Annotated in this window: 18 protein-coding genes; 7 read left to right on the top strand and 11 right to left on the bottom strand. The window is 67.3% G+C overall.

Annotation, left to right across the window (positions count from 1 at the left end):
- Positions 1-132: 132 nt before the first annotated feature.
- Both FQS62_RS12795 and FQS62_RS12790 read right to left on the bottom strand, forming a co-directional pair.
- Entirely contained in the window at positions 133-261 is a 129-nt protein-coding gene (locus FQS62_RS12795; protein WP_262222168.1) for a hypothetical protein, read from the bottom strand.
- 85 nt (positions 262-346) lie between these two features.
- Complete coding sequence (locus FQS62_RS12790) at positions 347-574, bottom strand: hypothetical protein (protein ID WP_049448043.1); 228 nt, start codon at positions 572-574, stop codon at positions 347-349.
- Between the two features lie 162 nt (positions 575-736).
- Here FQS62_RS12790 and FQS62_RS12785 point away from each other — a divergent pair, with 162 nt between their 5' ends.
- The 3 genes from FQS62_RS12785 (at position 737) to FQS62_RS12775 (ending at position 3930) form a co-directional block, all read left to right on the top strand.
- On the top strand, positions 737-1153 hold the full coding sequence (locus tag FQS62_RS12785; protein ID WP_049448044.1) for a baeRF12 domain-containing protein: 417 nt from the start codon (positions 737-739) through the stop codon (positions 1151-1153).
- A gap of 5 nt (positions 1154-1158) precedes the next feature.
- The gene (locus FQS62_RS12780) at positions 1159-1482 is read left to right on the top strand and encodes a thioredoxin family protein (protein WP_049448045.1); all 324 of its coding nucleotides are present in this window, start codon (positions 1159-1161) and stop codon (positions 1480-1482) included.
- Positions 1483-1578: 96 nt separating this feature from the next.
- On the top strand, positions 1579-3930 hold the full coding sequence (locus tag FQS62_RS12775; RefSeq protein ID WP_208043796.1) for a GH92 family glycosyl hydrolase: 2352 nt from the start codon (positions 1579-1581) through the stop codon (positions 3928-3930).
- A gap of 75 nt (positions 3931-4005) precedes the next feature.
- Here the strand turns inward: FQS62_RS12775 and FQS62_RS12770 are convergent, their stop codons facing one another.
- Positions 4006-5385, bottom strand: coding sequence for a sensor histidine kinase (locus FQS62_RS12770; protein WP_208043797.1), 1380 nt, complete (start codon positions 5383-5385; stop codon positions 4006-4008).
- Positions 5378-6052 carry a response regulator gene (locus FQS62_RS12765; RefSeq protein WP_049448048.1) on the bottom strand — a complete coding sequence of 225 codons (675 nt, stop codon included), beginning with the start codon at positions 6050-6052 and terminating at the stop codon, positions 5378-5380. The genes FQS62_RS12770 and FQS62_RS12765 overlap by 8 nt, the downstream gene beginning before the upstream one ends.
- A gap of 62 nt (positions 6053-6114) precedes the next feature.
- Between FQS62_RS12765 and FQS62_RS12760 the strand changes: the two genes are divergently transcribed.
- The 3 genes from FQS62_RS12760 to FQS62_RS12750 are packed head-to-tail and all read left to right on the top strand — an operon-like array spanning position 6115 to position 11605.
- On the top strand, positions 6115-7362 hold the full coding sequence (locus tag FQS62_RS12760; protein WP_049448049.1) for a TolC family protein: 1248 nt from the start codon (positions 6115-6117) through the stop codon (positions 7360-7362).
- Positions 7359-8531, top strand: coding sequence for an efflux RND transporter periplasmic adaptor subunit (locus tag FQS62_RS12755; RefSeq protein ID WP_049448050.1), 1173 nt, complete (start codon positions 7359-7361; stop codon positions 8529-8531). Before FQS62_RS12760 ends, FQS62_RS12755 begins: the two co-directional genes overlap by 4 nt.
- Positions 8528-11605: an efflux RND transporter permease subunit gene (locus FQS62_RS12750; protein ID WP_208043798.1), complete on the top strand. Its 3078-nt coding sequence runs from the start codon at positions 8528-8530 to the stop codon at positions 11603-11605. The genes FQS62_RS12755 and FQS62_RS12750 overlap by 4 nt, the downstream gene beginning before the upstream one ends.
- Before the next feature lie 133 nt (positions 11606-11738).
- Here the strand turns inward: FQS62_RS12750 and FQS62_RS12745 are convergent, their stop codons facing one another.
- Complete coding sequence (locus tag FQS62_RS12745) at positions 11739-12482, bottom strand: SDR family oxidoreductase (RefSeq protein ID WP_049448052.1); 744 nt, start codon at positions 12480-12482, stop codon at positions 11739-11741.
- Positions 12483-12588: 106 nt separating this feature from the next.
- Here FQS62_RS12745 and FQS62_RS12740 point away from each other — a divergent pair, with 106 nt between their 5' ends.
- Complete coding sequence (locus tag FQS62_RS12740) at positions 12589-13521, top strand: LysR family transcriptional regulator (RefSeq protein ID WP_208043799.1); 933 nt, start codon at positions 12589-12591, stop codon at positions 13519-13521.
- A gap of 51 nt (positions 13522-13572) precedes the next feature.
- Here the strand turns inward: FQS62_RS12740 and FQS62_RS12735 are convergent, their stop codons facing one another.
- The 6 genes from FQS62_RS12735 to FQS62_RS12710 form a co-directional block, all read right to left on the bottom strand.
- Positions 13573-14940: a heavy metal sensor histidine kinase gene (locus FQS62_RS12735; protein ID WP_208043467.1), complete on the bottom strand. Its 1368-nt coding sequence runs from the start codon at positions 14938-14940 to the stop codon at positions 13573-13575.
- Entirely contained in the window at positions 14937-15635 is a 699-nt protein-coding gene (locus FQS62_RS12730) for a heavy metal response regulator transcription factor (RefSeq protein ID WP_099589131.1), read from the bottom strand. Before FQS62_RS12730 ends, FQS62_RS12735 begins: the two co-directional genes overlap by 4 nt.
- Positions 15636-15680: 45 nt before the next feature.
- Positions 15681-16565, bottom strand: a complete 885-nt coding sequence (copD, locus tag FQS62_RS12725; RefSeq protein ID WP_154349176.1) for a copper homeostasis membrane protein CopD — start codon at positions 16563-16565, stop codon at positions 15681-15683.
- Between the two features lie 10 nt (positions 16566-16575).
- Positions 16576-16953 carry a copper homeostasis periplasmic binding protein CopC gene (gene copC / locus FQS62_RS12720; RefSeq protein ID WP_154349175.1) on the bottom strand — a complete coding sequence of 126 codons (378 nt, stop codon included), beginning with the start codon at positions 16951-16953 and terminating at the stop codon, positions 16576-16578.
- Positions 16954-17080: 127 nt separating this feature from the next.
- A complete protein-coding gene (locus tag FQS62_RS12715; RefSeq protein WP_164157485.1) occupies positions 17081-17404 on the bottom strand; it encodes a MoaF-related domain-containing protein in 324 nt (107 codons plus the stop codon).
- Positions 17401-18339 (bottom strand): cyclase family protein, encoded by a 939-nt coding sequence (locus FQS62_RS12710; protein ID WP_099589127.1) that lies wholly within the window; start codon positions 18337-18339, stop codon positions 17401-17403. Before FQS62_RS12710 ends, FQS62_RS12715 begins: the two co-directional genes overlap by 4 nt.
- Positions 18340-18344 lie beyond the last annotated feature (5 nt).

Below are 18344 nucleotides of genomic sequence, written 5' to 3'. Positions count from 1 at the left end.
GCAGGCGGAGCGCCACGCGCACGGTAATGCACCGCCGCAGGGGCGGAAACGCAGCAACGGGATCACCGCGGCCGCGCAGTCAGCAGCCGGGTATCAGATCAGCGTGGGGGGCAGGCAGAAGGCCCGCGGGCGTCATCCGCCGGGATCCAGCGCAATGCGATGGAAATGCAGGGCGGGAGCATTCGTGGCAAGCGAAGCGCCGGTCGGCAGTGCTTCCCACGTAACAGGTTCGCCCGTCACGTAGTGGGTAGTGTCGATCATTGATTCATCATAACGGCATCGGCGTGAGCGTGCAGCGAAGCGGGCTGATCTGCACGCTGTGTTCCACGCTGCCCGTTCAGATGCCTCAGGCCGATTTCGCCATCAACCCGAATACGGTGCAGGCCATCGCCAGTGCGCCGGGCAGCGCCAGCCGACGCGAGACCAGAGCAGCGCCGATCATCGTCAGTACGGAGAACATGATGGCCAATGCGAACAGCGGTCTGCCCAGCAGGAACTGATGGATGCAGCCTGCGCAGCCGGCGATCGCCAGGCTGGTGGCAAAGCAGACGTGGAACAGTGAGCCAGCGTACACAGAGGTTCCTCGCGATGATGGAGGCCATAGCGGCAGGCATCCGGACAAATTTAGCGCTGATTGCAGATTGCGATGACGGGATCACATCCTGTGCGCGCGCTGGTGACATCGGCGTGCATAAGGTGGAGCGCACACCCACTTTTCGGATTGATGGAGGATGCAATGGCGCGGACGATTCCCGAAGGAACCCTGATCGTGGTAGCCGACGGTGGTTCGGCACGGGTGTTCACCAACGTGGGCAGCAACCACCAGTTGACCTTGAAGCAGGAAGGCGAACTGCGCCTGCAGGACATCAGCGAGCAGGGTGTATCCGGGCAGGGGCCTGCGGGTGCAGTGCCGAAGGATATGTCGGTCTCGCAGCTCAACGAGGCCACGTTCGCCAAGCAGGTGGCAGAACAGCTCAACGAGGACGCGTTGAAGAACCGCTATGCACATCTGGTGTTGATTGCGGATCCGACCACGCTGGGGCGCATCCGGCCGCTGCTGCACAAGGAGGTCCAGGCCCGCCTGCTGGGCGACATCGCCAAGGACCTGACCAACGCACCGCTGGCGGACATCCAGAAGGCGCTGGCGGCGTAGCGCGGATGCCTTTCATGCGCGATTACTTGTCGGCGGAGCCCGACCGCTCGGATGTGGAGGCGCAGGTCGGCTGGCAGCTTCTCGAGTTCGGTGCACCCTGGTGCGGCCATTGCCAGGCCGCGCAGGCTGCATTGCAGGCCTTTGTCGAAGCGAACGATCTGCCGCACTGGAAGATCGAGGATGGCAAGGGAAGGCCGTTGGGGCGAGCATTCAAGGTAAAGCTGTGGCCGACGGTGGTGCTGCTGCACGATGGAGAAGAGGTTGCGCGGGTGGTAAGGCCGCTGGATCCTGCGGACCTGACGTCGTTGCAGAGCGCGCTTCCCGATTGAAGATTGAACCGGGCATGGGAAGCCGGGCAGTCGCACTGCAGCATGCGGCGTGACAGGCCCGGTGCTAGGATCTGACTATCACCTGAATCGATCCAAATGCCGATGCCCACGCTGGACCGTCGTCTCCTGATCGCTGTCGCCGCCACGGCGATGCTCGCTTCCGGCCTGGCGTCGGCCGCGCCTGCCAGAACTGCCGCCGACAGGGCCTATGCCTCGGTCGACCCGTTCATCGGCACCGGTGGGGAAGGCCACACCTATCCGGGTGCAACGGTGCCGTTCGGCATGGTCCAGCTGAGCCCGGATACGCGTATCCAGCCACGCGAGAAAGCCTACGGTTGGGCGGCCGGCTACCGCTACGACGACAGCAGCATCGTCGGCTTCTCGCACACGCATTTTTCCGGCACCGGCCATTCCGATCTGGGCGACATCCTGCTGATGCCGTTCACCGGCAATCCCGGCCTGGAGCGGGGCGATCCGGAGAAGCCGCGCAGCGGTTATGCCTCACGGTTCCGCCACGCTGACGAGAAGGCCGAGCCGGGCTATTACGCGGTCACCCTGGACGACTACAAGGTGCGCGCCGAGCTGACCACCAGTACGCGCGTGGGCGTGCATCGCTACGCCTTCCCGAAGGGCGCCGACGCCAAGGTGCTGCTGGACATGCGCACCAGCATGTACGACTACCCGGGCAAGGTGCTGTGGTCGCGGGTACGGGTGCGTGCCGACGGCACGGTGACCGGCTTCCGCGAGACCCGCGGTTGGGCGCTGGGCCGCCAGCTGTACTTCGCGATGCGTTTCTCGCGCCCGCTGGCCGGGCATGAGCTGCACAACACCGAGCAGGATGTCGTCTACAAGGGTTTCCCGCCCCCGGGCGAGAAGGATCCGTCACAGCGCGCACAGATCGAAGGCCGGCAGCTGGTGGGTACCTTCGCATTCGGCAAGCTGGACGCACCGCTGGTGGTCAAGGTCGCAATCTCACCCGTCAGCGAGGCCGGCGCCATCGCCAACCTCGATGCGGAAGTGGCCGACTTCGATTTCGATCGCGTGCGTGCGCAGGCGAAGCAGGAATGGACGCAGGCGCTGTCGGTGCTCGATATCGATGCACCGGAACACGCGCGGCGCAGTGCCTATACCGCGCTGTACCACACGATGCTGGGACCGACGCTGTTCATGGATGCCGATGGCCAGTACCGCGGCTCGGACAATGCCGTGCACAAGGCTGATGGCTTCACGAACTATTCCACGTTCTCGCTGTGGGACACGTACCGCGCGCTGCATCCGTTGCTGACGCTGGTGCAGCCGGAGAAGCGCAACAGCGACTTCGTCAATTCGATGCTGGCGCACCATGAGCATAGTCCCTACGGCATGCTGCCGGTGTGGTCGTTCCATGGCCTGGAAGACTGGTGCATGATCGGCTACCACGCCGTGCCGGTGATTGCCGACGCCTACGTGAAGGGCATCCGCGGTTTCGACGCCGACAAGGCATTGAAGGCGATGGTCGAGACCGCCAACTACGGCCCCTATGACGGCATCGCGCAGTACCGCGAGCTGGGCTATGTGCCGATCGACGAGGAAGGTGAAGCGGCCAGCAAGACGCTGGAATACGCCTTCGATGATTGGACCATCGCACGCATGGCGCAGGCGATGGGCAAGGGCGATATCGCGGCGACCTTCGACAAGCGCGCGGGTAACTGGCGCAACGCCTTCGAAAAGGACACCGGCTTCATGCGCGCACGCAAGCGCGATGGCAGCTTCCGCACTCCGTTCGACCCCAGCGCCAGCGGCTATGGCACCGACTACACCGAGGGCAACGCCTGGCAGTATTCGTGGTACGTGCCGCAGGACGTCGCCGGCCTGGCGGCAGCACATGGTGGCAGTGACAAGCTGCTCGCGCGCCTGGACGAGGTGTTCAACGCCAAGGTGGATCCGTCCGTCTTCGAGCACATGGAAGACATCACCGGCCTGATCGGCTGGTATGCACATGGCAACGAACCCAGTCACCATGTGGCCTACCTGTACTCGTACGCCGGCCAGCCGTGGCGCACCCAGGCGCGCCTGAAGCAGATCATGGACACCCAGTATGCCGATCGGCCTGATGGCCTGGCCGGCAATGATGACGTTGGCCAGATGTCGGCGTGGTATGTGTTCACCGCGCTGGGCTTCTACCCGGTAGCGCCGGGCTCGGGCGAGTACATCCTCGGCCGCCCGTTCCTGCCGAAGACCGCGATGCGCCTGCCGAACGGCAAGACGTTCACCATCGTGGCCGAGGGCCTGGATGACAAGCACACGTACGTTGGCAGCGTGAGCCTCAACGGCAAGCCGCTGCAGCGCACCTTCCTGCGCCATGACGAGATCCTGGCAGGTGGCGAGCTGCGTTTCACCATGCAGGCCGAGCCGAACAAGGATTGGCCGGGGCAGGGCGCGCAGGCGCCGTACTCGATGAGCCGGTGATGCTGGGCGCCGCCGCCCGGGCGCCGTCATTTCCCCGCACCTGGTAGGTGCCAACCTTGGTTGGCACACAGCACCTCAGCGGGAACGAAACCGCAACCCCACCCGCGCGCCGCCGATCGGGGCGGTATCAATCATCAGGGTCGCGCCATGCCGCTGCGCGATCTCGGCCACGATCGCCAGTCCCAGGCCGCAGCCATCGCCCTCGCTGCTGGCCCGGTAGAAGCGTTCCGTGACGCGCGAGCGCTCGGCTTCGGCAATGCCGGCGCCGTTATCGTCCACCCACACCAATACGTCTTCGACCTCCTGCCGAACGCCGAGGGTGATCACCCCGCGCGAGGCACCGTAGCGCAGCGCGTTGTCCAGCAGATTGCCCAACGCTTCGCGCAGCAGCTGCGGGTCGCCCTGTATCGACACGCCGTCGTCGGGCCCCTCGTAGCCCAGGTCCACGCCCGCCGCCAACGAACGGTCGGCGTAGCGCTCCACCACGTCGCGTGCCAACGCAGCCAGGTCCACCGGTTGCAGTGGCAGTCCACTGCCATGCGGATCTTCCGATCGGCTGAGCATCAGCAGCTGGTTGACCAGGTGCTGCAGCCGCGCCAGCCCGGCCAGCGTGCCGGACAACGCCAGTTGCTGGGCCTGCGGATCGTGCTGGCGCAATGAACTCTCCAGCTCCACCTGCATTGCTGCCAAGGGCGTGCGCAGCTGGTGCGCGGCATTGCTGACAAAGCGGCGTTGCGCGGCCTGCATGGCGTCCAGCCGCTGCAGTAGTGCGTTGTATGCCTCCACTGCCGGCCACAGCTCGCGCGGCGCCTCCTGTGTAGGATCCAGCGGCGCCAGCGGGTCTGGGCGGGGGCTGGCCAAGCGCCGTGCGACCAGGTTGGCATGGCGTGCGGCAGCGCCTGTACCGGACCAGGCCAGCCACGCCGCCAGTGTCAGGATCGCAGCCTGGAACGGAACGCTGGTCAGCAGCAGCTTGCGCTCCAGCCGGTGGCGCTTGCGCAGTGTCTCGGCCACGCGCAGCCGGATGTCATGGCCAGGTCCGGCGCTGACCACCACTTCGACCATGCGCACGGCCTGGCCACGCAGTCGCGCATCGTAGTACACCGCGTCGTCGCTGCTGGCGGGCATCGCCGGGCGCGGCAATGCTTCGGGCAGGTCGCCATACAGGCGCCCGCCTGCAGCGTCGACCACTTCGCCATGCACTTCGTCGGCGGTGTCCCAGGTGAACATGCGCGAAACTGCCGGGGTGATTTCGATTGAGGCGCGACCATCCTGCACCGTCACCAGCTCGGACAACGACATCGCCGAATCCAGCAGCCAGCGGTCGTAGACCTGGCCGGCATAGAAGCGCGCCAAGGCGAATGAACCCACTGCGCTGCACAGCAGCAGTACCAGCAGCGGCAGCCACAGGCGCCGCAGCAGCAGGCCACGCAGGCTGTGCACGCGCTCAGTCACCCACGGCCTCCAACCGGTATCCAAGCCCACGCAGCATGCGGATGCCGACGCCGGCGCGCGCCTGTTCCAGTTTGCGGCGCAGGCGGCTGACATGCACTTCGATCACCGACAGGTTGGCCTCGTGGTCCCAACTGTACAGCGCGTCGAACAGACGCTGTTTGGTAACCGTTCGGCCGGGATGCTGCATCAGTGCATCGACCAGCGACAACTCGCGCGCGGTCAGTTCGATGCGCTGCCCGTCCACCTGCACTTCATTGCGGATGCTGTCGAAGCACAACCGGCCCATGCGTTTCTGCGCGGGTGCATCACTGCGACGCCGGGACAGCGCCCGCAGACGCGCTTCCAGCTCGCCGAGTGCGAATGGCTTGGCCAGGTAGTCGTCGCCACCGCGGTCGAGACCGAGGATGCGGTCTTCCACGCCATCGCGTGCGGTCAGGATCAGCACCGGCAGGGTGGTGCCGTCGTTGCGCAGGCGGGACAGCAGGTCCAGGCCATCCACGTCGGGCAATGAAAGGTCGAGCACCATCACGTCATACGGTGCGCTGGCCAGTGCAGCGGGTGCGTGCAGCCCGCGCGAAAGGTGGTCGCACAGATGTCCGGCACCCTGTAGGGCGCGGATCAGTCCATCGGCCAGAGCGGCGTCGTCTTCGATCAGCAGGATTCGCATTGCAAGCTTCGTGCAAGGTTGGGGCAAGTTTGGCGCAAGTGCGTCACCTTACCGTGACGTGCATGAATTTCTCCCCTCGTCTTGCGGCCGTGCTGGCCGCCCTCCTGTGGGCACCCGTGGCTTCAGCGTTGTCGCTGGCGGAAGCGCAGCGCGCAATGGAAGCACGCAACCCGGACCTGCGTGCGGCGGCACTGGCGCTGCGCGGTGTGCAGGGTGATGCGCAGACGGCGGCGCTGCGCCCGGCCACCGAGCTGTCGATCGGCACCAGCAAGATCAGCCCCAAACACGGCATCGGTCCTGGGCGCTGGCAGGACAAGCGGGTGGACAGCACCGTGGGCCTGGGCTGGACCTGGGAGCGCGGTGGCAAGCGCGCGTTGCGTATCCGCCAGGCCGATGCGCTGCTGGAGGTGGCCGGGCTGGAGATGCTCGATGCGCGGCGCCGCCAGCAGGTAGCACTGCATGAAACCTATTTCGGCCTGAAGGGTGCACAGGAGCGGGCGCAGATTGCCGATGCCAACCGCCTGAGTTCGGCCGAACAGATGGCGGCGGCGGACAAGCAGGTTGCCACCGGGGCGATGGCGCCGGTCGACCGCGCGCGGCTGGCGGTGGACGACCTGGCGGTAGCCGACGCGGCGCGCGAGGCGGCGCTGGATCTGCGCGATGCGCAGCATGCGCTGGGCCTGCTGCTCGGCCGCGACGACAGTCATGACCTCAGCGCCGATGATCCGTGGCCAGACCCCGCGGGCAGGGCCGATGCGCGCGCGTTCGATCCGCAGCAGCGTGCCGATCTGCGCGCGGCCCGTTCGCGCCTGGCTGCCGCCGACGCCGGTGTGGCATTGGCGCGCAGCGAGCGCCACCGCGACATCCAGTTGGGCGTGGAGGCAGAACGCGAGCCCACCGACATCAGCGGTGTCACCTGGGGCGTGTCGCTGACCGTTCCGCTGGGGGGGCCGTCGCGTGCACGCGGCGCGATCCAGCGTGCCGAGGCCGACCGCGACAATGCCGCGCTGGAGCTGCAGGTGCTACAGCGTGAAGCGCGTGCCGAACTGGACCGGTTGCAAGCCAGCGCGCAGTCCGCCGCGCAGCGTCGAAGTGACTACGAAGGACTGCAGTCCGACGCCGCACGCAAGGCGGTGCGGGGCATCGAACTGGCGTACCGGCGCGGCGCCGCCAGCCTGACCGATCTGCTGGATGCGCGCCGCAGCTGGCGCGAGTTCGAGGCTGCGTTGATTGAAGCGCGAGCCGAACATGCCATTGCCCTGGCGCGCTGGGAAGCGGCCACATCCGTTGCTGAAGGAGAGTCTCGATGAAGTTCACCGTCGCTTGTCGCCCGCAGGCGCGACACGCCGTGCTGCCGGCCTTGCTGGCGCTGGCCCTGCTGGGCGGCTGCGGCCGCGAACCGGCGTCGTATACCGGGGACGCGCCGAAGGTCAGTGCTGGCCAGATCCAGTTTCCGGCCGGTAGCCGCCAGCTGGACGTGCTGCGCAGCGAGGCGGTGACCGCCGGCGCCAGCGCCAGCCTGCAGCTGCCGGGCCGGGTGGTCTGGGACGAGACGCGCTCCAGCGCGCTGCGCACGCCGCTGGCGGGGCAGGTGGCGCGCATCGAGGCACAACCGGGGCAGAAAGTGAAGGCGGGCCAGGTGATCGCCTGGATCACCTCGCCCGAATTCGGCCAGGCCCAGGCCGACGGCGTGCGCGGCCGTGCCGAGCTGCAGCAGGCGCGAAAGGAGCTGGAGCGCACCCGCGAGTTGCATGCGGCGGGTGTGGCGTCGGGCCGCGAACTGGACGAGGCCGAGGCCAATTTCGCCGGCAGCCAGGCCGATCATGCGCGTGCAACCGCCTTCGCCAGGGCGTATGGCAATGGCCAGCACGTCGACCAGCGCCTGCCGCTGCGCGCGCCGATCGATGGCGTGCTGGTGGAGCGGCGGATGAGCCCGGGCATGGCAGTCAGCCCCGACAGCGAGCAGCCGTTGGCGGTGATTGGCGATCCGGACCGCTTGTGGCTGCTGCTGGATGTTCCCGAGAGCCTGGCTGGACGCTTGCAGGCGGGCATGCAGGTGACCATGCCCGGCGCCGATGGACAGCCGCTGCAGGCGACCCTGCAGCACGTGGATGATTTCGTCGACAGCGAACGCCGCGTGGTGCAGGCGCGCGCCGAGCTGGACAACCGCGCACGCGGCTTCAAGGCAGGGCAGTACGTGCGCGCCCAGGTGGCGTTGCCGGGCGAGGGCGGTGTCTCGCTGCCGGATGCGGCCGTGTTGTTGATCGACGGCAAGCAGGTGGTGTTCGTGGAGGAGGGCAAGGGCCGCTTCGTGCGTCACGCCGTGCATGCCGAGGAACTGGGCGACGGCCGCCTGTGGGTGCGTGAGGGTCTGGCCGCAGGCGCCAGGGTGGTGGTCGAGGGCGGCCTGCTGCTGCAGCAGCTGGCGGACAGCGCGCCCGCCACCGCCAGCATCGGCACGGGGCACGCCGCCCCATGATCGATCGCCTGATTGCCTACTGCCTGCGCCAGCCGCTGATGGTGATGCTCGCACTGTTGCTGTTCATCGGCGCTGGCATTGCCGCGTTCCGCGTGCTGCCGGTTGAAGCCTTCCCGGATGTGTCCGACACCCAGGTTACAGTGGTGTCGCTGCACCCGGGCCGTGCCGCCGAAGAGGTCGAGCGCGAGGTGACGATGCCACTGGAAGTGGCGTTGTCCGGCATCCCGCATTCGGTGCGGGTGTTCTCGCATACGCAGTTCGGCCTGTCGATGATCATCCTGACCTTCGACGACAAGGCCGATGACTACTTCGCACGGCAGCAGGTGCTGGAACGCCTGCAGGGCGTGGAGCTGCCGGAAGGGGTATCGCCGGAACTGGAGGCGATGAGTTCGGCGGTAGGTGAGATCTACCGTTATGTGCTGAAAGGCCCGCACATGACGCCGACCCAGCTGCGCACCGTGCAGGAATGGACGATGGAGCGCAGCCTGCGCACCGTGCCGGGCGTGGCCGATGTGATCAGCTTCGGCGGCTTCGCGCGCACCTTCCAGGTCAAGCCGGACCTGGACAAGCTCCGCGACCGCGGCATCAGCCTGGGTGAGTTCGCCGAGGCGTTGGAGAAGGGCAGCTCGAATGCGGGTGGCGGTTATGTCGAACGCGGCCAGCAGCAGTTCCTGATCCGTGGCGTAGGTCTGATGCGTTCGCCGGCCGACATCGGCAACGTGGTGGTGGCGCAGCGCGGGGGCACGCCGATTCTGGTGCGCGACCTGGCCGGCATTGCCGACACCGGCCTGCCCCGCCAGGGCCTGGTCGGCCAGGACGACAACGACGATGCAGTGTTCGGCATGGTGCTGATGCGCAAGGGCGAGAACCCATCCGACGTGCTCGACGCCCTGCATGCGCGCATCGCCGAGATCGAGGCCAACCAGTTGCCGGCCGGCGTCAGCATCGAACCGTTCTACGACCGCTCGTGGCTGGTCACGACCACGCTGAAGACGGTCTTCCGCAACCTGCTGGAAGGCGCAGTGCTCGTGTTCCTGGTGCTGTGGCTGTTCCTGTACAACGCCCGGGCCGCGCTGATCGTGGCGGCGATGATGCCTCTGGCCCTGCTGTCGACCTTCCTTGGCCTGCATCTGTGGGGCGTGCCGGCCAACCTGCTGTCGCTGGGTGCGATGGACTTCGGCATCATCATCGATGGCGCGGTGATCGTGACCGAGCACATCGTCTCGCGGTTGTCGAAGCTGCCCCCCACCGCCGATCGGAAGACGCGGTTCTCGACCATTCTTTCAGCCGCATCGGAAGTGGGTCGACCGACGTTCTTCTCGATGCTGATCATCATCGCCGCGCATATCCCGATCTTCACCCTGCAGCGCCAGGAAGGCCGCATGTTCGCGCCGATGGCGTACTCGGTGACCTCGGCATTGATCGGCGCGCTGATCCTGGCGCTGACCGTGGTACCGTTGTTCTGCTACTGGTGGCTGCGGCGCGACCGCATGCGCGACGGCAATCCCCTGATGGACCGCCTGACCGGCTGGTATCGGCCGATCCTGGAGCGCGCACTGGCTCGCCCGCGTGCGGTAGTGCTGACCGCGGTTGCGCTGCTGGTCGGCACGCTGGCACTGGGCACCCGCCTGGGGTCGGAGTTCCTGCCCGAGCTGGACGAAGGCTCGATCTGGTTGACCGCCACGTTGGATCCCAGCACCAGCCTGGCTGAGGCGCAACAGCAGTCGCGGCGCATCCGTGAGCTGGTCGGCACTTTCCCGCAGGTATCGACCGTGGTGGCCAAGCTGGGGCGCCCGGAAGACGGCTCCGATGCCAAGGGCGCCAACCAGATCGAGGCGCTGGTGGCGTTGAAGCCGGAGAAGGAGTGGCCGAAGGGTGTGGACAAGCGGCAGCTGGTGAGCGACCTGCAGCGCACGCTGGAGCAGCGCATTCCGGGGCCGGAGTTCTCGATCTCGCAGCCGGTGCGCGACAACATCCTGGAGAGCATCTCGCAGATCAAGGGCCAGGTGGTGATCAAGGTCAGTGGCTCGGATCTGGACGTATTGAACCAGCAGGCACAGGCGATTCTGGGCCAGGTACGTGGCGTGGAGGGCGTGGAGAGCGCCTTCATCGACCGCGACGGGTCGTTGCCGCAGCTGCAGATCGAGATCGACCGTGACCGTGCCGCACGCTATGGCCTGAACGTGCGCGACATCGACGAGGTGATCGAGACTGCGCTGGGCGGGCGCCAGGTCGGCGAGCTGTGGGAGGGCGACCGCAAGTTCCCGATCACGCTGCGCCTGGACGACGCCGACCGCGACCTGCAACGGCTGCGCACGGTGCCGGTCGGCATCGGCGACGGCCACACGGTGACATTGTCCGACGTGGCTGATTTCCGCATGGCCAGCGGCGCGATCAACATCTCGCGCGAGAACGCGCAGCGGGTGAAGGCGGTGAGCATCTTCATCGCCGGCCGCGACATGGGCAGCGTGGTGGCCGACATGCGCACGCGCGTGGATGCCAGCGTGCAGCTGCCGGAAGGCTACCGGCTGGAATGGTCCGGCGAGTTCGAGAACCAGCAACGTGCAATGAAGCGGCTGGGCTGGGTGATCCCGCTGTCGGTGCTGATCATCTTCGTACTGCTGTTCGATGCCTTCAAGGACATCAGCAGTGCCGCGCTGATCCTGGCCAACGTACCGCTGGCGATGATCGGCGGCATCCTCGCCCTGTGGTTGACCGGCATCCCGCTGTCGGTGTCGGCGGCGATCGGTTTCATTGCATTGTTCGGGCAAGCGGTGCTGAACGGGGTGATCATGCTCAGTCGCTTCGCGCAGCTGCGAGAGCAGGGCATGGACCTGCTGCAGTCGGTGGTACAGGGCTCGCTGCAGCGCCTGCGCACGGTGCTGATGACCGCGCTGCTGGCGATGTTCGGCCTGCTGCCGATGGCCACCTCGCATGCGATCGGTGCCGAGACCCAGAAGCCGCTGGCGGTGGTGGTGATCGGTGGCCTGCTGTCGGCGATGCTGCTGACCCTGCTGGTATTGCCCACGCTGTATTACTGGGTACACCGGCGCCGCGAGGCCCGCGCGGGCTGACGATAATGTAGAGCCGAGCCATGCTCGGCTGCTTCTGGCCTTTGCGCGGAGAGCAGCCGAGCATGGGCTCGGCTCTACCCCCGCGACATGCGCAGATGCGATCCACGCCATGCGTGGAAGCCGGCCGCGCGATCTACACCATCCCGCCGTTGGCGCGCAGCACCTGGCCATTGATCCACCCGCCATCGGTGCCTGCCAGGAACGCAACCGCACCGGCGATGTCCTCCGGCGTACCCAGCCGCTCCAGGGGGTTCATCTTCGCCAGCCGCTCGATCAGTTCGGGTGATTTGCCGTCCAGGAACAGATCGGTGGCGGTCGGGCCGGGAGCCACTGCATTCACGGTGATGTTGCGCCCTCGCAGCTCCTTGCTGAGGATCGCGCCCATCGTCTCCACCGCTGCCTTGCTGGCCGCGTACACGCTGTAGTGCTCCAGCTTGATACCGACCACGCTGGTGGACAGGGTGATCAGCCGGCCACCGTCGCGCACCCGTCGCGCGCTTTCGCGCAGCACGTTGAAGGCTCCCTTGAGGTTGATGCCGATCACCCGCCCGAACAATGCGTCGTCGCTGTCGGCCAGCGGCGCCAGCTGCAATACGCCGGCGCTGTTGACCACCACGTCGATGCCGCCGAAACGGGCCTCGATGGCGTCGAACAGCTGGCTGACCGCCTGTGAATCGGCCACATCGGCCTGCAGCGCGATGGCCTGCACACCGGCCGCGTTGAGTTCGGCCGCCAAGGCTTCGGCGTCGTCGCGGCGCCCCGCATAGTTGATGGCGACCGCGTGGCCATCGGCGGCCAGGCGGCGGGAGATGGCCGCGCCGATGCCACGGGAACCGCCGGTGACCAGGGCGACAGAGCGGGCGGGGGAGAGGGTCATGGTGGGTTCCTGCAGGGCACGCCGGAGTGGCGCAGGGCCATCTTCGCGACATTGTCTTTTCGGATAATCCTGCATAATCCGTCAACATCATCCGGACAACCGAATAATGGACCGCTTCACGGCCATGCGCGCCTTCGTCCGTATCGTCGAGCGCCGCAGCTTCACCCGGGCCTCCGAGGACCTGGGCCTGCCGCGGGCCACGGTGACCGACGCGATCAAGGCGCTCGAACAGCGGCTGGGCGTGCGCCTGCTGCACCGGACCACGCGGCTGGTGGTGCCGACGCTGGAAGGCGAGGCCTTCTATGGCCGTTGCCTGCGCCTGATCGCCGACATGGACGATGCCGAGGCCGCGTTCCGTGACGCGCCGCCACGCGGCCCGTTGCGTATCGAAGTGCATGGCACGCTGGGCCGGCACCTGCTGTTCCCGCACCTTCCGGTGTTCCTGCAGCGCTACCCGGAAATCGAACTGGAGATCAGCGAAGGCGACCGCTATGTCGACCTGCTGCGCGAAGGCGTGGATGCGGCGTTGCGGGTGGGGACGCTGGCCGACAGCGATCTGGCGGCGCGCCGGTTGGCGATGCTGCGCGAGGTGACGGTGGCCGCGCCGGGTTACCTGCAGGGCAAGGGCGTGCCAGGCAGCATCGAGACCCTGCTGGACGGCCACGAAATGGTTGGCTATCGCTCCAGCGCCACCGGCCAGCTGATTCCGCTGGAGTTCCAGCAGGGCGGGCAGGTGCGCTACGTGCCGCTGCCGGCGCGGGTGCGAGTGTCCGGTGCGGACGCGTTCCTTGGTGCCGCGCTGGCGGGCCTCGGTATCATCCAGGCGCCGCGTTACCGGATGGACCCGTACATCGCGCGTGGGCAGTTGGTGGAGCTGTTGCCCGAGATGCCGCCGACGCCGAGCCCGTTGAGCCTGGTCTACCCGCGCAACCGCACGCCGTCGCCACGCTTGCGGGTGTTCATCGACTGGGTGGCTTGGGTGTTCGAGGAGACCGGGGTTGCCGGCCAGCGGCCGGCATTACCAAAGCGGCGCTCCTGAAACGCCACGACGGAATGGCTGTGTGGGGGTAGTGCCGGCCGCTGGCCGGCACTACCGGGCTGCGGTGTTCGGCAGCACCAGCTCGAACACGGTGCCGGTGTCATCCGACACAACACTCACGCTGCCGCCGTGCGCCTGTGCAATCGCGCGGGTGATCGCCAGGCCCAGTCCGGCACCTTCGTGGCGGCCACGCTCGCCGCGGTAGAAACGATCGAACAGGCGCGGCAGCGCTTCGGCGGAAATCGGCGTGCCGACGTTGTGCACGCTGACCCTGCACACGCCATCGGCCTCGACCAGCCGCACCCGCACTTCGCTGCCCACGGCTGCGTGCTTCAACGCGTTGGACAGCAGGTTGGCAATCGCCCGGTGCAGCATCAAGCGGTTGCCTTCCACGCTCGCCACACCTTCGCGGCGCAGGGTCAACTGCCGGTCCTCGGCCAGCAGGTCGTAGAACTCCAGCAGTGAATCCACCACCTCATCCAGCGCCACCGGCTCGCGCGAGGGAAGCGCGCCCGGCGCTTCGGCCTGCGCCAGGTACAGCAGGTCGCCCACGGTCTGCGCCAGCTGCTGCAGCTCCTCGGCACACGACGCCAGCGTCTCGCGGTAGGCCTCGTTGCTGCGCGGATGCGCCAGCACCACCTGCACCTGGGTCAGCATGTTGGTGATCGGCGTGCGCAGCTCGTGGGCGAGATCACCGGAAAACTCTGTCAGCCGCGCGAAGTCCTGCTGCAGCCGTGCCAGCATGCCGTTCAGGGTCTGCGCCAGCTGTTCCAGCTCGGCCGGGGCGCTGCGTGCGCTCAAGCGCCGCTGCAGGCGGCCGGCGGTGATCTGCCGGGCTTCATCGGCCAGCGTGCGCAGCGGTCGCAGCGTACGCCGCACCACATAACCGCCGAGCAGGCTGCTGGCCACGGCGGCGCCAATGATCGCGATCGCCAGCAGGTGGCGGAAGCGCTGCAGGAAATCGGCATGGCGGTTGTCATCGATGGCCAGCAGGATGACCAGCTGGCTGCCGTCGGCCAGCGCCTGGCGCAGGTGCAGGGCATGCATGCAGCGGCCATCGGCGAGGATCCAGTCGTGCCGCCGTGGCGCGGCGTCGATCGGTTGGCTGCGTGCATGCTCGCGTAGCAGTGCCGGCGCAGTGGAGAACAGTACCGCGCCGCTCCCGTCAACAATGTGGAAGGCGATATCCGGATGATGCCCGAGCGCCTCTGCCAACCGCGGTCCGCGTGCGGCGGCTGGCCCATTGTCAGCAAGGTCGCGGATCAACGCGGCCTTGTTTTCCAGTTCGGTGAAGTCCTGGGCAACAAGATCATGGCGGGCGCTGACATAGATCGCCACGCCCAATGCGGCCAGCACCAGCGTGGCCACGATGGCGAACAGCAGCGTCAGCCGTACCGCGATGGAACGGCGCAGGTTCATCCGCTGTGCACTGCACCGTCGTCCGGTGCCTCCAGCACATAGCCCATGCCGCGCACGGTGACGATCAGCTTGGCATCGAAGTCATCGTCGATCTTCGCGCGCAGGCGGCGGATCGCCACGTCGATCACGTTGGTGTCGCTGTCAAAGTTCATGTCCCACACCTGCGAGGCGATCAGCGAGCGTGGCAGCACTTCGCCCTGGCGACGCGCCAGCAGCTCCAGCAGGGTGTACTCCTTCTGGCTGAGGGGGATGCGCTGGCCACCGCGTTCGACCCGGCGGCGCAGGGTGTCCACCACCAGGTCGGCGATGACGATGCGCTCGGCCTGCGGCAGTGCCTGGCCGCGACGCAGCAGGGTGCGCACGCGCGCCAGCAGCTCGGCGAAGGCGAATGGTTTGGCCAGGTAGTCATCCGCGCCCAGCTCCAGGCCCTGCACGCGGTCGGCGATGCTGCTGCGTGCGGTCAGGAACAGCACCGGCACCTGCCATCCGGCCTCGCGCAGCCGTGACAGCACGCTCCAGCCATCCAGGCCGGGCAGCATCACGTCGAGGATGACCAGCTGGTACTCGCCGCTGCCGGCCAGGTGCAGCCCGTCGACGCCGTTGCAGGCGAGATCGACCACGTAGCCGGCCTCGATCAGGCCCTGGCGCAGGTAGTTGCCGGTCTTGGGTTCGTCTTCGACGATCAGCAGTTTCATGATGCGCCCATCATCGCAGCTTGCACGTGGGCTGGCTGCGCAGGCTCACGCCAACGGATCCAGCGTACCAAGCACCGCCACGCAGGCCAGCACCAGCAGCGCCAAGGCCGACTCGCAGGCCAGGCTGTGGCGCAGGGAGCGCAGTGGCCGCGGTTGCCAGCCTCCGCGGATGGAGGTGGCCAAGGCCGGTACCAAGCGCCAGCGATGCAGCGCTGCGAGCCCCAGCATGCCGCCCACCAGGGCCAGCTTGAGCAGCAGCCAGCGCCCGTGTGCGGTACCGATCAGGGTCTGCACGGAACCTCCGAGATCGACATAGGTATAGGTGCCGGTCATCGCCAGGGTGGCGACGATGACCGTGCCGGGCAGGGCGAAGCTGTGGGCGGCCTGCCACAGTGCATGGGTGCGTTCGCGCAGGTGCAGGCCTTGTTGACGCAGCGCCAGCTGCACAATGGCGGCGATCGCACCGACCCAGGCGCCGGCGGCCAGCAGGTGCACGATGCCGGCCAGCAGCCGCAGCGTGCCACCGAACCCATCGCCCGCAGCGGCGTGGCCGTTCCAGGACAGGCTGGCCAACGCCGTGGCAGACAATGCGAGCAGGGCCACGCGGCGCAGGCCCTGCAGCGGCGTGGCGAATGCCAGCAGGGGCAGCATCGCCAGCACCGCCACGGTACGCAGCAGGCCGGCTTTACCCACCGGCGTACCGGTGAGGAACCAGTGCGCCGTTGCAGGGTCGATGTCGGCCGGCGCGATGCCGAGGACACCGGACAACCGGGTGATGGCATCGGTGACCACCAAAGCCAACGCGATCAGGGCGAGCCCCAGCGAGACGCCACGCGGCAGCCTCGGACGGACGAACAGCAGCCGCCCGAACAGCAGCATCAGCACCAGGTACAGCGCCAGCCGCAGCGCATACGGCGAGAGCTCGGCCACGACGGCAGTCTTACTTCACGGTGAAACGGTACGTGCCAGTGATCGGGTGGCTGTCCTGGCCGACCGCGCGCCACTGCAGTGCGTAGCTGCCTGCCGGCAGCGGCGTGGCGAAGCGCGCACGCAGGGTGTGGCCATCTTCGGAGAGCTCCTGCGCGGTGGTGGGCATGGCCATCTTCATGCGGCCATGGTCCATGCTCAGCTCGATGCGGGTGGCACGCGGCATCACCTTCTCGCTGAACTGCAGCTCGATCTGGCTGGCCGGGGGCACGGTCGCGTCGGCGGCCGGCGTCGAGCGCACCAGGCTGGGATGGGCCAGCGCCAGCGGCGCAGCCGCGAGGCCGGACAGGAGAAGAACGAGGGTGGTGGAGCGGAGCAGGGGGCGGGTCATGCGCGGGACACCTGTGGAAGACGTGGCCCACAGGGTGGAGGGCAGCGCCTTTCGCTGCCCTGACCCGCACATTACCGATCTGTAATGTTCGGCCCACCAACAAGGTAGTGCCGGCCGCTGGCCGGCATCACAGCACTGCCAGCGGCCCTTGCATGCGATGGAAACTGCCATCGGTGGCGGTGAACCAGGCCAGCGAACGCCCACCCACGAAATCGTCGACATGCACGACCGTAGCGCCATCGGCTTCCTGCCACGAAATGGCATAGACCCCTTCGCTGATCCGCTGCCACTCACAGGCGGCTTCGCCCTGCGCACCGGCGTAGGCGCCGGAGACGATGGCGTACTGCACGTGGCGGCCATCGGCGCTGTAGACATTGTCGGCGGCCAGGCCGTCATAGCTGACGCGGAAGCGGCGGCCGGCGAACACGGGAAGATCAGCGGCGGTGTTCATCGGATCGCCACCGGGTTGATGTTGACCTGGGTCGAGCCGACGTACAGCGGCTGGCCAAGTACGAACAGGAATTCCCAGGCCTTGTCGCGCACCAGCGCGCGGCTGTCGATCAGCTCCAGGTTGTAGATGCCGCGCTTGGCCAGCATGTACTGGTTGATCGGGAACTCTTCGGCACCGTTCGGGTTCGGGTAGACCTCCGAGGCCCAGGTGTCGCCACCGAAGGCGACGATGCCCTGGTCGGCCAGCCACTTCGCGGCGTCCATGCCGATACCCGGTTCCACTTCCAGGAACTGTTTGTCGTCCTTTCCGATCAGTTCCAGCCAGCCGGTGTTGAACAGCACCACGTCGCCCTTGCGCAGGCTCAGGCCCTGCTTCTTCAGCACGGCCTGGATGTCGGCCACGGTGAACTCGGTGCCGCCGGGCACGATCGCCTTGCCGTAGTACGCGGTCATGTCCAGCACGACGCCGCGGGTGACCATTGGCGGCACCTTCTCGACGCCGAGCTTGCGTACGCCGTCCACGGTGACGAAGTCGGCGGCCTTGTTGCCGTTGTAGTAGACGTTGTCGATGCCGATATGGCCGATGCCGTTGAGCTGGGTGCCAACGCCGGTCCAGGCGTTCACCAGTTCATCGTTGAAGGTGAACTTGTTGGGGCCCAGCGACTTGCCGGCCTGCTGGCCGACCTGCACGTTGTACAGGCGGAAGCTGCGGTGGCGGAACGCGGGCAGGTTCTTGTCCACCGGCACCGCCAGCGGATAGGTCTTGCCGGTCCTGACCAGCGATACCGCGTGCTTGACCACGTCCGCGGTCAGCAGGTTGGCCGCGCCGATCTCGTCGTTGGCGCCGTAGGCAGAGGGGTACCAGTCCTCGGCGGTGGCCTGGAAGGACAGCGGCAGGGTGGCCAGCGCAAGCGCGGCCAGGGTCTTCATCTTCATGGCAA

Source organism: Stenotrophomonas sp. SBJS02, assembly GCF_020428325.2.
Lineage (GTDB): Bacteria > Pseudomonadota > Gammaproteobacteria > Xanthomonadales > Xanthomonadaceae > Stenotrophomonas > Stenotrophomonas africana.
This window is presented reverse-complemented; position numbering and strand designations above follow the sequence as displayed.